This is a genomic window from Streptomyces sp. NPDC002868 (genome assembly GCF_055563295.1).
In genome coordinates this window covers 1,226,922-1,240,802 of the sequence record NZ_JBVHDR010000001.1, presented here as the reverse complement: position 1 = coordinate 1,240,802, position 13,881 = coordinate 1,226,922, and the positions used below count along the sequence as shown (strand labels likewise).

16 protein-coding genes are annotated in these 13,881 nt (G+C 70.2%); 5 read left to right on the top strand and 11 right to left on the bottom strand.

The features are described 5' to 3' along the window. Window positions 1-3: 3 nt before the first annotated feature. The 4 genes from ACZ3H8_RS05735 to ACZ3H8_RS05720 all read right to left on the bottom strand — a co-directional run bounded on the left by ACZ3H8_RS05735 (window position 4) and on the right by ACZ3H8_RS05720 (window position 3,891). Window positions 4-1,083 carry an acyl-CoA dehydrogenase family protein gene (locus tag ACZ3H8_RS05735; RefSeq protein WP_467397787.1) on the bottom strand — a complete coding sequence of 360 codons (1,080 nt, stop codon included), beginning with the start codon at window positions 1,081-1,083 and terminating at the stop codon, window positions 4-6. Next, window positions 1,080-2,261, bottom strand: a complete 1,182-nt coding sequence (locus tag ACZ3H8_RS05730; RefSeq protein ID WP_467397784.1) for an acyl-CoA dehydrogenase family protein — start codon at window positions 2,259-2,261, stop codon at window positions 1,080-1,082. Before ACZ3H8_RS05730 ends, ACZ3H8_RS05735 begins: the two co-directional genes overlap by 4 nt. Continuing rightward, window positions 2,258-3,226: an NADPH:quinone oxidoreductase family protein gene (locus ACZ3H8_RS05725; RefSeq protein ID WP_467397782.1), complete on the bottom strand. Its 969-nt coding sequence runs from the start codon at window positions 3,224-3,226 to the stop codon at window positions 2,258-2,260. The genes ACZ3H8_RS05730 and ACZ3H8_RS05725 overlap by 4 nt, the downstream gene beginning before the upstream one ends. An 80-nt stretch (window positions 3,227-3,306) precedes the next feature. After that, window positions 3,307-3,891 (bottom strand): helix-turn-helix domain-containing protein, encoded by a 585-nt coding sequence (locus ACZ3H8_RS05720; protein WP_467397780.1) that lies wholly within the window; start codon window positions 3,889-3,891, stop codon window positions 3,307-3,309. An 80-nt stretch (window positions 3,892-3,971) separates the two neighbouring features. Here ACZ3H8_RS05720 and ACZ3H8_RS05715 point away from each other — a divergent pair, with 80 nt between their 5' ends. Beyond that, window positions 3,972-4,883 (top strand): NAD(P)/FAD-dependent oxidoreductase, encoded by a 912-nt coding sequence (locus ACZ3H8_RS05715; protein ID WP_467397777.1) that lies wholly within the window; start codon window positions 3,972-3,974, stop codon window positions 4,881-4,883. Window positions 4,884-5,004: 121 nt separating this feature from the next. Here ACZ3H8_RS05715 and ACZ3H8_RS05710 read toward each other — a convergent pair whose 3' ends face one another. Both ACZ3H8_RS05710 and ACZ3H8_RS05705 read right to left on the bottom strand, forming a co-directional pair. Then, window positions 5,005-6,303, bottom strand: coding sequence for an alpha/beta fold hydrolase (locus ACZ3H8_RS05710; RefSeq protein ID WP_467397775.1), 1,299 nt, complete (start codon window positions 6,301-6,303; stop codon window positions 5,005-5,007). Window positions 6,304-6,378: 75 nt separating this feature from the next. Beyond that, entirely contained in the window at window positions 6,379-7,863 is a 1,485-nt protein-coding gene (locus tag ACZ3H8_RS05705; RefSeq protein ID WP_467397772.1) for a cellulase family glycosylhydrolase, read from the bottom strand. 216 nt (window positions 7,864-8,079) lie between these two features. On the opposite strand from ACZ3H8_RS05705, the gene ACZ3H8_RS05700 reads away from it, so the two are divergent. After that, entirely contained in the window at window positions 8,080-9,384 is a 1,305-nt protein-coding gene (locus ACZ3H8_RS05700; RefSeq protein ID WP_467397770.1) for a hypothetical protein, read from the top strand. On the opposite strand, the gene ACZ3H8_RS05695 is transcribed toward ACZ3H8_RS05700, so the two are convergent. Further along, a complete protein-coding gene (locus ACZ3H8_RS05695) occupies window positions 9,385-9,645 on the bottom strand; it encodes a hypothetical protein (RefSeq protein WP_467397768.1) in 261 nt (86 codons plus the stop codon). 52 nt (window positions 9,646-9,697) lie between these two features. Between ACZ3H8_RS05695 and ACZ3H8_RS05690 the strand changes: the two genes are divergently transcribed. Both ACZ3H8_RS05690 and ACZ3H8_RS05685 read left to right on the top strand, forming a co-directional pair. Then, a complete protein-coding gene (locus ACZ3H8_RS05690; RefSeq protein ID WP_467397766.1) occupies window positions 9,698-9,886 on the top strand; it encodes a hypothetical protein in 189 nt (62 codons plus the stop codon). Window positions 9,887-10,287: 401 nt separating this feature from the next. After that, window positions 10,288-10,587 carry a hypothetical protein gene (locus tag ACZ3H8_RS05685; protein ID WP_467397763.1) on the top strand — a complete coding sequence of 100 codons (300 nt, stop codon included), beginning with the start codon at window positions 10,288-10,290 and terminating at the stop codon, window positions 10,585-10,587. Window positions 10,588-10,623: 36 nt separating this feature from the next. On the opposite strand, the gene ACZ3H8_RS05680 is transcribed toward ACZ3H8_RS05685, so the two are convergent. Beyond that, the gene (locus ACZ3H8_RS05680) at window positions 10,624-11,103 is read right to left on the bottom strand and encodes an HIT family protein (protein WP_467397760.1); all 480 of its coding nucleotides are present in this window, start codon (window positions 11,101-11,103) and stop codon (window positions 10,624-10,626) included. A 230-nt stretch (window positions 11,104-11,333) separates the two neighbouring features. Here ACZ3H8_RS05680 and ACZ3H8_RS05675 point away from each other — a divergent pair, with 230 nt between their 5' ends. Then, the gene (locus tag ACZ3H8_RS05675; protein WP_467397758.1) at window positions 11,334-11,792 is read left to right on the top strand and encodes a CBS domain-containing protein; all 459 of its coding nucleotides are present in this window, start codon (window positions 11,334-11,336) and stop codon (window positions 11,790-11,792) included. Window positions 11,793-11,943: 151 nt separating this feature from the next. Here the strand turns inward: ACZ3H8_RS05675 and ACZ3H8_RS05670 are convergent, their stop codons facing one another. The 3 genes from ACZ3H8_RS05670 to ACZ3H8_RS05660 form a co-directional block, all read right to left on the bottom strand. Further along, window positions 11,944-12,480 carry a hypothetical protein gene (locus tag ACZ3H8_RS05670; protein ID WP_467397755.1) on the bottom strand — a complete coding sequence of 179 codons (537 nt, stop codon included), beginning with the start codon at window positions 12,478-12,480 and terminating at the stop codon, window positions 11,944-11,946. Between the two features lie 97 nt (window positions 12,481-12,577). After that, window positions 12,578-12,919, bottom strand: a complete 342-nt coding sequence (locus tag ACZ3H8_RS05665; protein WP_467397753.1) for a hypothetical protein — start codon at window positions 12,917-12,919, stop codon at window positions 12,578-12,580. 126 nt (window positions 12,920-13,045) lie between these two features. Next, window positions 13,046-13,630, bottom strand: a complete 585-nt coding sequence (locus tag ACZ3H8_RS05660) for a TIGR03086 family metal-binding protein (protein ID WP_467397751.1) — start codon at window positions 13,628-13,630, stop codon at window positions 13,046-13,048. Window positions 13,631-13,881: the final 251 nt, after the last annotated feature.

The window sequence follows — 13,881 nt, the reverse complement described above, 5'->3', positions numbered from 1 at the left end:
CCCCTACGGAGCCTGGAGACCGATCAGTTCGGCCAGTGCCTCCTTGTGACGTCCCGGCGTGCCGAGGGCGATCTCGTCGGCCTTGGCACGCTTGAGGTACAGATGCGCGGGGTGCTCCCAGGTCATGCCGATTCCGGCGTGCAACTGAACGCATTCCTCCGCGGCGTGCACGGCGACCCGGGAGCTGTACGCCTGCGCGACGGCCACGGCCAAAGGGGCCTCCGGGCTGCCGGTGGCAAGGGCGTCGGCGGCGTTGCGCGCCGCGGCGCGGGCCGAGACAACCTCGAGCCACACCTGCGCCATACGGTGCTTGAGCGCCTGGAAGGACCCGATCGGACGGTTGAACTGGTGCCGCTCTCGGGTGTGACGGACCGTCTCCTCCAGACACCACTCGGCGAGCCCCAGCTGCTCGGAGGCGAGCAGTCCGGCCCCGGCGAGCAGTCCGCGGCGTACGGCCTGCTCGGCGATTGCCGCGTTCGCAAGGCGGGTTGCCTGCGCGATGTCGCCGACGGTCACGGCGGCGAGCGGACGGGTCAGGTCGAGCGGGGTCTGCGCCTCGACGGTGACGCTCGCCTTGTCGACCGCGTACAGCCCGTCGGACTTCAGCACGAGCAGCACATCGGCGACGGCGGCGTCCGCGACCCCGGTGATCCTGGGTGCGTCGACGGGAAGCGGCCCGTGCGGGGAGGCCGACAGAGGCACGGCGAGTACGGCGGCCTTCCTGCCGCTCGCGAGGGCGGTCAGCAGATCGGCGACCTCCGCAGTGTCGGTGTCGAGAGCGAGCAGCGTCTCGGTCGCGATCACCGAGCTGGTGAGGTACGGCGCAGGCGTGACGCTACGGCCCAACTCCTCCAGGACCACCGCGGCCTCCCGGTGCGAGGCGCCCTGCCCGCCGAGCTTCTCCGGTACGAGCAGACCCGCCGCGCCGATGTCACCGGCGAGCGCCTTCCACAGCTCGGGGTCGTGCGGCGCGCCCGCCTCGGCGCGCGCCAGCACCGACGCGGTGTCGCCACGGTCGGCGAGCAGGGAGCGTACGGCGGCGCGCAGGTCGTCCTCGGCCTCGGAGTACAGCAGATCGGTCATCGAGCCAGGTCCTTCCAGGCGACGTCCTTGTCGTTGCGCGGCTCGGAGGGCAGACCGAGTACGCGTTCCGCGACGATGTTCAGCAGCACCTCGCTGGTGCCGCCCTCGATGGAGTTGCCCTTGGAACGCAGATAGCGGTAGCCGGCGTCGCGCCCGGTGAAGTCGACGAATTCGGGGCGTCGCATGGTCCAGTCGTCGTACAACAGGCCCTCTTCGCCCAGGAGTTCCACCTCCAGACCGCTGATCTCCTGGTTGAGGCGGGCGAAGGCGAGCTTCATTCCGCTGCCCTCGGGGCCGGGCTGTCCGGCGGCGAGCTGCTGGCGCAGCCGTTCCCCGGCCAGCCGGGCGACCTCGGCCTCCACCCACAGGGTCAGCAGCCGCTGTTGCACATCGTGCGTGCGCAGCTCGGGGCGTTCGCGCCAGGTCTGCGCGATCGGGCCGATCATGCCGCCCTCGCGCGGGATACGGCTGCCGCCGATCGAGACGCGCTCGTTCATCAGGGTGGTCTGGGCGACCTTCCAGCCCTCGCCGACCTCGCCGAGCCGGTGTGCGTCGGGTATCCGCACATCCGTGAGGAAGACCTCGTTGAACTCCGCCTCACCCGTGATCTGGCGCAGCGGCCGCACCTCGACGCCAGGGTCGGTCATGTCGCAGATGAAGTACGTGATGCCGCGGTGCTTGGGCAGATCGGGGTCGGTGCGGGCGATGAGGATCGCCCAGCGGGCCACATGGGCGCTGGACGTCCACACCTTCTGCCCGTTGATGACCCAGTTGTCGCCGTCCCTGACGGCGCGGGTGCCGAGCGCGGCCAGGTCCGACCCCGCGCCGGGCTCGCTGAACAGCTGGCACCACACCTCCTCGCCGACCCACAGCGGCCGCAGGAAGCGCTGCTTCAGCTCTTCGGAGCCGTACTTGAGGATGGTCGGCGCGGCCATGCCGAGGCCGATGCCGATACGGCCCGGATCGTTGTCAGGCGCGCCCGCGGCCGACAGCTCGGCGTCCACGACGGCCTGCAGGGTGCGCGGGGCGTCGAGTCCGCCCAGCCCCTTCGGGTAGTGCACCCAGGCGAGGCCCGCGTCGAAGCGTGCCTTCAGGAAGTCCGTACGGTCCGTGCCGGCCGGAGGGTGTGCGGCGAGCAACTCCTTGGTACGGCTGCGCAGTTCGGAGGCGTCCGTCATCGGCTCTCTCCTTCCGGGATGACGACCAGGCGGCCGGTGGTGGTGCCGTCGGCGACCCGCTGGACGGCGTCGGCGGCGTCCTTCATGGCGACGCGCCCGCTGATCAGCGGCTTGACCACGCCCTGGGCCGCGAGCTTGGTGAGCTCCTCGTGGCAGCCGCGGACGGCTGCCGGGTCCATCTGGTTGTACAGGCCCCAGTGGAGGCCGACGATCGAGTAGTTCTTCACCAGGGCGTGGTTGAGACCCGGGGTGGGGATCGCGCCGCTCGCGAAGCCGACGATCACGATGCGGCCCTCGAAGGCGATGCACTTCACGGACTTGGCGTACGCGTCGCCGCCGACCGGGTCGTAGACGACGTCCGCGCCGCGGCCGCCGGTCGCCTCCTTGACCGCGGCGACGATGTCGTCCTCGCGGCGGTCGACGACGACGTCGCAGCCCAACTCCCGTGCGGCGCGTGCCTTGTCGGCCCCGCCGACGACACCGATCACCCGCGCGCCCGCCGCCTTGCCGAGCTGGACGGCCGCGCTGCCGACGCCGCCCGCCGCCGCATGCACCAGCAGGGTCTCGCCCTCCTGGAGGTGGGCGCGGCGGTGCAGACCGAACCAGCCGGTCTGGTAGCCGATGTGCAGAGCGGCCGCCTCGGCGTCGTCGAGGGCATCGGGTGCGGGCAGCACGGCCGCGGCGTCGGCGACGACATAGTCGGCGAGTCCGCCGTTCGGCAGCGTGGGGTTGGCGATCACACGGCGGCCGTCCTCGGTCTCACCGCAGATCTCCACGCCCGGCGTGAACGGCAGCGGCGGCCGGACCTGGTACTGACCGCGGCAGAGCAGCGCATCGGGGAAGTTGATGTTCGCGGCCCGGACCCTCAGCAGCAACTGCCCCTCGCCCGGCGTGGGCCGTTCCACCTCTTCGAGCCGCATCACCTCGCTCGGCTCGCCGTTCCGGTGCACTCGCCATGCCTGCATTTCGGGGCCTCCACAAACCGTAGGCAGTACCACGCTCAGTCGCATACTAAGCGGTCGCTTGTCTGCTCGGGAAGACCCCGTCAGCCGCGCTTCGGCCTGGCCCGCACATGCATGCGCTCGCCCTGCGGGCCGAACAGGCTCAGAAACTCCACCGGCCCCTCGTCCGTCGGGCCGAACCAGTGCGGCACACGGGTGTCGAACTCCGCCGCCTCGCCGGCGCCGAGCACCACATCGTGGTCGCCGAGCAGCAACCGCAGCCGGCCGGACAGGACGTACAGCCACTCGTACCCCTCGTGGGTGCGCGGCTCCGGCTCACCGCTGCCGGGTTGCTGCACCACCTTGTACGCCTGGAGGCCGCCCGGCTGCCGGGTGAGCGGCAGCATCGTCCTGCCGTGCCGGACGATCGGCTTCGACCGCACCCGCGGATCACCGACCGGTGGCGCGCCGACCAGCTCGTCGAGCGGCACCTGGTGGGCCCGGGCAATGGGCAGCAGCAGCTCCAGGCTCGGCTTGCGCCGCCCCGCCTCCAGTCGGGACAGGGTGCTCACGGAGATCCCGGTCACCTCCGAGAGCGCGCCGAGCGTGGCTCCGCGCTCCCGTCTGATCCTGCGGAGCCGTGGTCCCACCTCGTCCAGTACGGCGTCCAGTCGTGCGTCGTCGTCCATGGATCTATTTGCGTAAACAGCAACGTGGTTTGTCAATCCCACCGGTCCGGAGCGACTGTCGGTGTCGGAGGTGGTCACAGATGTACGACGTAGTGGTGATCGGCGGCGGAACCGCGGGCCTGAGCGCGGCACTGATTCTGGGGCGCTCGCGACGCCGCGTCCTGGTGGTCGACGCGGGCGAGCCCCGCAACGCGCCGGCCGCGCACATGCACGGCTATCTGTCGCGGGACGGGATGAGCCCGGCGGAGTTCCTGGCGGTGGGACGGCGGGAAGTGGCGGCGTACGGCGTGGAGTTGTGGGACGACCGGGTGACGGGGGTGTCGGCAGACGGGGACGAGTTCTCGCTGACGGTCGCGAGCGGGCGCATCGCGCGGGCGCGCCGGCTGATCGTGACGACCGGGCTCGTCGACGAGCCGCCGGACATCGAGGGGGTCGCCGAGCGGTGGGGTCAGGATGTGCTGCACTGCCCGTACTGCCACGGCTGGGAGGTCCGGGACGAAGCCTTCGGGGTGATCGCCTCGCCCGTGAAGGGCGCGTACCAGGCGCTGCTGGTCTCGCAGTGGTCCGACGACGTCACGCTCTTCCTGCACACGGTGGACAAGCTCCCGGACGAGGACTGGGGGCGGCTCGCCGCGGCCGGGATCTCCGTGGTGACGGGTGAGGTGGCCGGGCTGGTCGTCGCCGAGGACCGGCTGTCGGGCGTCCGGATGGCCGACGGCCGTGTCTTTCCCCGTTCCGTGGTCTTCGTCGGCCCGCGCTTTCGGCCGCAGGACGGCCTGCTGACGTCGCTGGGCGCGGCGACGGACGACACGCCATTCGGGCGGTTCGTGACGGTGGACGAGACGGGGCGGACGAGTGTGCCGGGCGTGTGGGCGGCGGGGAACGCGGTAGGGGCGGGAGAACAGGTCGTGAATGCGGCGGGGGCGGGGTACCGGGCGGGGGTGACGGTGAACAACGAGCTGGTCTTCGCGGAGGTGGACGCGAGGGCGTAGGGGTGCGCGGCGGGGTGGACGTGAGGGCGTAAGGGTGTGCGGCGCGGGGCCGCCGTGCGCGGGCCGGGGCCGCCGCGGGAGCGGGTGCGGGGCGTCCGGCGTCGCGCGGCCGACGGCCCGGTCAGGCATCCCCGCGGGCGAGGGCGAGCAGCCGGTCCAGCACGCGGGATCCGCTCGCCCGCACCCCGTCGTGCTCGTACTCGTCGGTGACCCAGGTGCGCAGTCCGCGGATGGTGCGGGCGGTGTGCAGCGAGTGCTCCGTGTCGACGTACATGTCGTCGTGGTAGACGGCCGCGGCGACCGGAACCTCGTTGGCGGCCAGCCGGGCAGGGTCGTACAGCGGGGTCCAGTCGGTGCGGGCGGCCAGCAGTTCGGCGGTCTCGCGCAGTGGACGCAGCGCGGGGTCCACCTCGAAGTGCCAGGGGTGGACGGTCTCCCCGGTGAACAGCAGCGGCCCGTCGCCGGCCAGCGTCTTCGCCGCGTCGAACTGCGGGAATTCGGCGCGCACCCGCTCTGCGGCCCAGGCGGTCGGCTGTGCGCCCTGGGCGTAGATCGCCTCGTGCAGCACGGCGTACAGCGGATGTGCCGCGTGCGAGAGGGTGGCGAGCATGCCCTGCTGGAAGGCATCGGAGAGTTCGTGGCCCTGTCCCGTACGGACGAAGGCGTCTTCGAGCAGATAGTGCAGCTGGTGGCTGCCGTCGCCGCCGCCGAGCAGGATCCCGAGGGACTGGAAGGCCTCGGGCGTGAGGGTGTAGCCGCCGGGCAGCACGGGCCGGTACTCGGCGAGGTGTTCGGCGATGCGGCGGGCCCGTCGCACATCCTGCGGATAGCGGTCGTAGTGCGCCTCGACCTTGCGCTGAATGCGGGGGTACGCGGCCCGGTAGACGTCATCGGCAGGGGCGTGCAGGGCGGGCAGACCGCCGGTGACGATCACCGTGCGCAGCCCTTCGGGGGCGGTGGAGAGATAGTGCGTGGCGCAGAATCCGCCGAAGCTCTGGCCGAGGACGGTCCAGGGCGCGCCGCCGGTGACCTGCGGTCTGATGGTCTCGCAGTCGCGCACGATGCTGTCGGCGCGGAAGTGGGCGAGGTGCTCGGCCTGGGCCTGCGGTCCGCCGCGCTGGGGCAGGGTTTGCCGGTTCTGGGGTGTGGAGCGGCCGGTGCCGCGCTGGTCGAGGAGCAGTACGCGGTACTCCTGCACCGCCCGCCCGAGCCATGCCTGCTTGCCGATGAAGCGGCGGGCGCCGAAGCCGGGGCCGCCCTCCAGATAGACCAGCCAGGGCAGATCCGCGCCGGCCCGCGCGCTGGAGACGACCTCGCGGCCGTAGATCTCCAGCTGCTCCCCTGCCGGGTCGGCGTGGTCGAGCGGGACGGTGAAACGCCGGTCCGCGAGGACGACTCCCGGTTGGCGATAGCTGGTCAATGCTGCTCCTGTCTCCGTGCGCCCCCGCCCGCCCATGGGATCACACGGGCGGGCGGGAGTCGTACGGAACCGGGGTCAGCTCGTCGGGAAGTCGTCCGGGGTCCTGGTGCGGTCACGGACCCAGACGCCGGCGGGCTTGAGCGGCCCGGTGCCGGTCCAGGGACCGTTGTTGTCGCAGGTGCCGCCCTTGAAGACGGCGCCGGAGCGGCTGTCGTCGGAGTAGTTCCAGTTGGACCAGCTGATCTTCTTGCTCGCCATCAGATCGATGTACTGCTGGGCTCTGGTGAAGTCGTTGCCGCCGTCGCCGGATGCGGTCTGGGTGCCGAACTCGGTGACGAACATGGGGAGTTTGTCGGCGGCACGGGAGAGGGTGTTGAGGTATTCCGTGCCATGGGATGCCGCGTAGAAGTGGAACGTGTACATGATGTTGGACGCGTTGACCGGGCTGTTCACGATCTCGGTCTCGTCCGAGTCCTCGGAGACGCCGAGGGAGGACCAGGCGCGGGTGCCGACGAGGACGGGGGTGTTCGGGTCGTTCTGCCGGATGACCGGGATGAGCTGCTCGGCGTAGCTCTTGATCTTCGACCAGCTCACGCCGCTGGGCTCATTGGCGATCTCGTAGAGCAGGTTGTTCTTGTTGGCGTGGCGCTGCGCGATTTCGGTGAAGAAGGTCTTGGCGCGGGAGAGGTTGTAGTTCGGGTCGCCGGGGCTGAGCATGTGCCAGTCGACGATCGCGTACATGCCGCGCGCGGTGGCCTGTTCGATGATCGAGTGGACCAGGTCGGTGAACTTGCGCGGATTGGTCTCGTAGCCGCCCTCCTGGATGTACATGGAGATGCGCAGGACGTCGGCGTTCCAGTCCGTGGCCAGGGCGTCGAGCGAGCCCGAGGTCACGCACTGGCTGTACCACTGCAGTCCGTGGGTGCTCATGCCGCGCAGCTGGATGGGTTTTCCGTACTGGTTGCAGAGCTTGGTGCCGCACACCTTGAGCTGCCCGTTGATCTCGACGGGGGTCTTGCCGCCGGGGGCGGGGCCGCCCGCGTCGATCGCGAGATGGTCCACGTTGGGGCCGCCGTTGGCGGTGGTGGCGGTGGCCCGGACGGTGTTGGCGCCGGCCTTGAGATTCGCGGTGATGGTGGTCGTCGTCCAGGTGGTCCAGGCGCCGGTGCCGGGGAAGGCGCGGGATGTGGCCGCGGCGGCGCCGTTGACGGTGATGTCCATCGCGCGGTTGGTGGTGGTGCCGTTGGCATAGCGGATGGTGAGCGACGCGCTCCCCGCCTGGGCGGCGTTCACCGTCCACTGGACGTAACTGCCGGTGTTGTTGTTGTAGTTGACGAAGCCGGTGCCGGTGAAGCCGGTGTGGTTGGACTCCACGACTCCTTGCGAGATGACCGCGTTCTCGGCCTCGTGGGTGACGGCTGCGGCGGGGGCTGCCGCCGGGGCCTCGGACGCTGTGGGGGCGGCCGGGGCGGTGGGTGCCGCGGTGAGGCCGAGGAGCAGGGCGGCGCTGAGCGTGCCGACGCCGCCGAGCGAGCGTAACCAGAACCGTGCCGGTCTCATGGGGGTCTCCGTTGCCTGGGCTGGTGGTGCGGACTCACTTCAAGGACTGGAAGGAAACTTTCCTAACCGGATGGAATAGCAGCGTCCGCCTCGTCCTGCAAGGGCCATGACAAGAATGATCGGCGGCGGCGGTGAGATCGGGCGCGCCGTGCCGGTGTGGTGCTGAGGAGTGAACGCCCGCTCCGGACAGGCGTGGCGAGGTGAGGACCACACCGTATGGAGCGCTCGCTGTCTGCGGCGTCGGCTACGGTGCTGGGTGTGGTGATCACCGGAGGGGACACAGCGGCGCCGGGGACCGCGCTGCTGATCGCGGCCGCGCCGGTCGGCAAGGGGCGTCTGATCGACGCGAGTTCCGTGCTGCCCGCGCTCGCGGCCGTCCCACCCAGCGCGCTGACCGGCACACCGGCCGCGACGGTGATCGAGCTCGCCGATCCCCTCGATCCGCAGACCGTCCTGACCCGGATCCGGGCGACGGCGGCCGCGGAGGGGCCGCTGTTCCTGTACATCGCCGGGCAGCTCCAACTCGACCGTAAGCAGCGGCTGCTGCATCTCGGGCTCGCCCGCACCACGCCTACGACGATGCGTTACACGGCGCTTCCCTGGCACTGGCTGACCGCCGAAACGGCGATCCGGCCCCCCGGCACCACGACCGTGGTCGTCGACCTGGTCGCCGACGCCGAGGCGTGGCAGCACGTCGCGTCGCAGGGCCTCGCCCTGGGGCGCGGCATCCGTCTGTACGGGCGTGTCGCCCCGGCACCGCATCGGCGGGGCGCGGCGACGCCCGACTATCTGAAGGCGTGCGCCGCGATCTGGCGCAGCGGAGCACGGCCGGACCTGGCCGCGCTGCACGAACAGGCCGCTGCGCGGGCAGGCGGCGATGAGGCGCTGCTGCTGACGGCCGGCACGCCCGCGGCCGAACAGCAGGTCGCGGCCACGTGGAGACCGGCTACTCAGGCCGCGGCCCCGCAGGTCGCGAACGCCTCGAGCCCGACTACGCAGGTCGCGGCCGTCCCCGGCCCGGTTACGCAGGTCGCGGCCACGCGGCAGGCCACGACCCCGCGGATCGCGACCGCACAAGCCCTGCCCTCGCCCGACGACCCGCATCCGGCGATCCTCGCTGCCGCGCAGGCCGGGCGGCACAGCGAGGCCGCCGCCGCTGCCGCCGCCTGGGAGCAGCAGGAGCTGCGGACCCACGGGCCCGGATCGGTGCAGGCGATCCACTGGCTGGAAGTACGCGCCGATCTCGCCCGGCTCGCCCGGGATCCGGGCCTCAGCTGCCAGCTGTGGATGGCCGCCGCCGAAGCCCGGCTGACGCGTCGGCAGGCCCCGGACGACCCGGACGTCGAAGGGGCGGTCGACCGCGCCCATCACCAGTGGGAGCAGATCCGGGACCTGCCGCGGGCGCGGGCGCTCGCGCCGAGTCTCGTCAGGCTGCGCCGCAGCGTTCCCGGCCGTCAGCGCGGGGCGCTGCAAGTGTTGCAACGACGGCTGGAAAGCCTGCACTCCGGCCGCCCGGCATAGCTACGCGGGGCTGCCTCCGGAGCCGTCGATCCAGCGCCGGACCACCTGCAGACACACCACCGCCGCGACGATCAACCGCCCCTGCTCGGCCCCGGCCCTCCGGTCCAGCTCCACCACGTACTGCTGGAGACCGTCGAGCGACCGGACCGTCGAGACCGTCACACGGCCGAGCCGGTCGTCCGCGTCGTCCGCGTCGTCCGCGTCGTCCTCGACGGCAGGCGCGAGCCTCGGACGCGACAAGCCGAAGCGCTCACTGCTCACCTCGCTCGACTTCCTGCCCTCGCAGGCGCCCGAGCAGGGCGCCGAACCGCTATTGCACGCCGCGACCAGCCCCGACGCCGTCGCAGGCGGCTATTACGGCCCGGGCGGACGATTCGGACTGGTCGGCCCCACCACTACCGCCCGCACCACCCGCAGGGCTCTCAACGCCGCCACCAACGCCCGCCTGTGGACCGAAGCCGAACGCCTCACTGGCGTCGCCCTGCCCGCAGCCGTTGCCTGAGCGCGAACCCACAGGTGCCAGTACGCAGGCGCTGCTCCACCTCGACGCCGTCACCCTCCCCGCGGCCCGACCCGGGCCCCGTCCCGTTCCCTCGCACAGGCAAAGGGCCAACGAAGACTCTGCTCGATTGGGGGAGCCCGTACCCCGTTCGCACCATCAGCGGGCCGCAGCTTAAGCACTGGCCAAGGCTCGCGGTCATCGCGGCCCCAGAGCCACTCACCCCGGGAAGTACATGCTCGGCATCCCGGCGAATAACCGGTCCGCACCTGCCCGCCCTGCGAGTCGGCCGGGGCACGGTGCGCGGCCGGGCTCGGCATGCGCCGTGCGGCCTGCCGGAGCACCCTGGTCCTGGAGCTGCCTGTCCCCCCGGCCGGCAGCCGGGCAGGAAAGGGTTGGCAGCGATGTTCGCGAGGCTGAGCACCTATGAGGGGTCACCAGTTCCTGCGGAGGGAGACCTGACCGCGAACTGGGAGGCGATTCTCAATCAGATCCAGGAAGTTCCCGGCTTCCGTGGCGTGTTCTACCTCGTTGACCGAGCCTCCGGGAAGGCCAAGTCGCTGACCTTGTGGGATGACAAGCAGGCCATGCAGGCCAGCGAGGACCGGGGAACCCGGCTCCGCGAGGAAGTCGCGCACCGGGAAGGCCAGCTGGTTGTCTCGGTCGAACGCTTCGAGGTGGGATTCAGTCACGTGGAGCCGTAACAGCGCAGCTTCAGCGCCCGACGAGTCACGCCGCCGTCAGCTCACCGACCGCAGCTGGTCCAGTTCCGAGCCGATCGCCTCCCGCAGGACAGCGTGCTGCGGGCCGAGCGCGAACCGCCCGTCGCACCATCTTTCGCGCGGATAGAGCCACACCGGCATACCCACCAGATCGGGCGGCTCCCACTGGAATCGCGGCCACACATGCGCATGCAGGAAGCCATCGGAGTTACCGAGGATCTCAAGATTCACCCGCCGGAATGCGGGGTCCAGACGGCGGCAGGCCCGCTCGACTGCCTCTCCGAGCCGATCCATGTCTGACAAGAACGACAGCCGTTCAGCCCTCGGCAGGTCCGACAGCCGCTGCACATCCGGTTCATCCACCAAGAGCACCGAGTATCCCGGCAGGAACTGAACGTCCCCGATCACCGCGAACCCCGCGTCCAGGCGCCGCAGCACAGCAGGGTTCTCCCCCCTCAGCGCACTGCCGATCCGGTCCATCCGCCAGTCATCAGCCATGTCGGGAACCTACACAGCAATGATCACGACGCAGCGGCGCGCGCCGGACCCTGGACGTCGTCGCACGTCATGGATGCTCGCTCATCGGGTATACGAGTGCCTGGATCCGTTTTCGATCGCGGCCGAGATGGGTTCCTCCGGCTCGCTGACGCACCCGGGGAGCGGTGTTGAGCCATTCGTGTTGTGATCGATGGCGGAGGACACAACGCTGAAGAGGCCAGGAGGAAATCATGGCTGAGAAGCTGCGAGCCCGAGACATCATGTCCAGTAACGTGCAGTGCGTCGGTGCGCACCAGTCGCTGTTCGAGGCGGCGAAGATGATGCGCGATCTGGACGTTGGCTGCCTGCCCATCTGCGGCGACAACAACAAGCTCACAGGCTTGATCACCGACCGTGACATCGTCGTCAAGTGCTGCGCCGAAGGCGTCGACCCGGCGACCGTGCAGGCCGGATCCCTCAATGCCAAGGTGCACTGGATCGATGCCGAAGCGGACGCCACCGAGGTCCTGACGACCATGGAGGAACACCAGATCAAGCGGCTGCCGGTGATCGACGTCCAGAGCGGCCACAGCCTGGTCGGCATGATCACGGAGGCCAATCTCGCGAAGAACTTGAGCGATGAACAAATCGCGGAGTTTGCGAGCCGCGTGTACTCGACTGCTCGGATGTCTGGTCAGTCCGGAGGCTGAGGCGACTCTCCGACTAGCGTTCTGCTCGACCATCGTTGCCGACCTCGCGAGTGTTCGGTGACGATGTCATGCTCGGATGCCGAGAGCGTCATGCCCAGCGTCCACTCAGCAGCCTGCATCTTGTAAGCCGATCGCCGCTGCGCTGTGACGGCTACCAGTCCTTCTCGATGCCACCCATCTTGGCGCCGGCGAGGACGCTCACTCGGCCCGTGTCGTCGTACACGTCCTGACGCCACTTGGCGAACGCATCGGCCACCCGCTGCATGTCCTCAGACGTTCCGGAGCCCGCCTGCATCCTGATTTCCGCCTCATTGGCGTCCCCCACCTTGCGGATGATGACCTTGCCGGCCATCGGGGCCAGGACGTCGTCGGTCCTGACGCCGTTCGAGGCGAGGTAGTCGCGGAAGTCGGCCTTCGCGTCGTACCAGCCCGCCATCTCCTCCTCGGACGTCAGAACCGGCTCGCCGTCGCCCTCGGTCGTCAGGTCGGGCTGTTCCGCTCCGGACTCGTCGGTCGTCTCATCCGTGCTTCCCTCGGCCGTTCCCGACCGCCCCTGGACGGCACCGTCGTCGGCCACCACCACACCCCGCTCCGGCCGCTCCTGCCCGCACGACACCAACAGCCCACAGCAGAGCAGGACCACCGCTGTCACGGCACCCGCGCGGCGCACACCTTGGCCTGTCGTCATCAAGACTCGCCCCCATTCACTCACTGTTCCCCGCAGTCCAGATGCGTACAGCGCCGGTTCCGTTCCACGCGCGGGCCGAGGCCACTGATGAAGGCACTCAGTGGACGACGGTGTAGCTGCGCCACGAGCGGGCGCGGGGCGCGATGCGGTCGGACGTCGTCGTCGCCAGATACGTCGTCTCATCCCCGGAACAGTCGTGGTTGGGATAGAGGACGATGTCGACCAGAGTGTTGTTGGTGACCTCAGTCGCGCCGCTGGACCCGAGGCGGTGGCAGCCCTTGACCGAGGGGTTGGACACCATCACATGGCGGTCCCCCTCGGTTTGGTAAGAGATGGTGCCCACAGCGTCGCGGCCGAGGTCGGAGCAGCCCGCAACGGCGATGGTGAGGAGCGCTGCCCCGGCGGCAACGCCGAGGCGCCGGTGATCGGTCTCGGACATGGGCAGTCCTCGTCTGTGCGGAACGTCCTGGTGGAGGCCACCCTGCCGGGTTCCCGGCGGGGTGGCATCCGGTGAGCGGCCTGCCGGGCTACAGCGCCGCCGCGGCCGGCCCGTTCGGTGTGGGGCTCAGCGAGGGTCGCGCCCGATCAGACCGAGCAGCCGGTCCTGCAGCGGGGCGTCCCCGGGGACCGACACCTCCGGGCCGAAGACCTTCACGCCCGGACCGAACGCTTCCGGCGTGCGCAGCATCTCCAGCACTTCCTTGGGAAGCGCCGCGGTGGACGACCACATTCGCTCGACGTCTGCGGAGTCCATCGTGTCGTCCTGCCCGGTGGCTCGGGCGAGGTCCCACCCGTGAAGCACCATGTCGTCGCTGATGACCTGGTCGATCTGCTGCTCGACCGTCATACGGCCGTTGGGGGTGTCGCATTCCGTCCCGGCGCTCTCGGGGTCGTCGAGCACGGCTTGGACGTCGGCGCGGGCGGACTTGAAGGCTCCCAGCGGGTCGTCCTTCAGCAAGGGTGCAGGGCTGAGAGAGCGGCCGAGGGGGCGCAGCATCACTGCGTGCATGTCGATGATGTGGCCCACGACGTCCCGGGCGGTCCAGTCCTCACACGGTGACTGGTTGGACCACTGATCGGGACCCGCGGCGGCGACCTTGCGCTCGAAGGCGTCGGCGTGTCGGCGGTAACGGTCGGCGATCGCGTTCATGTTCCTTCTCATTTCTTCGGGCGGGCAGCGGTTGGAACGGTATTGAGGGTGCAGCAGTTGGACTGTGGCCGTGGCCAAGACTCATCGGTCGAACGGCAGCACTTGTAAGTGCGACGGGCGCCGGGGAAAGAGACCCCGGGGGGCGGTGGATCTGGCCGCTGGTCGGTGGCGTGCCGCGTGATGGCCCCGGAGCCGAAGTCAGTGTTGCCCTCATCCCGCCGACCGGCACATGCACCCGTGACGTCGGAGCT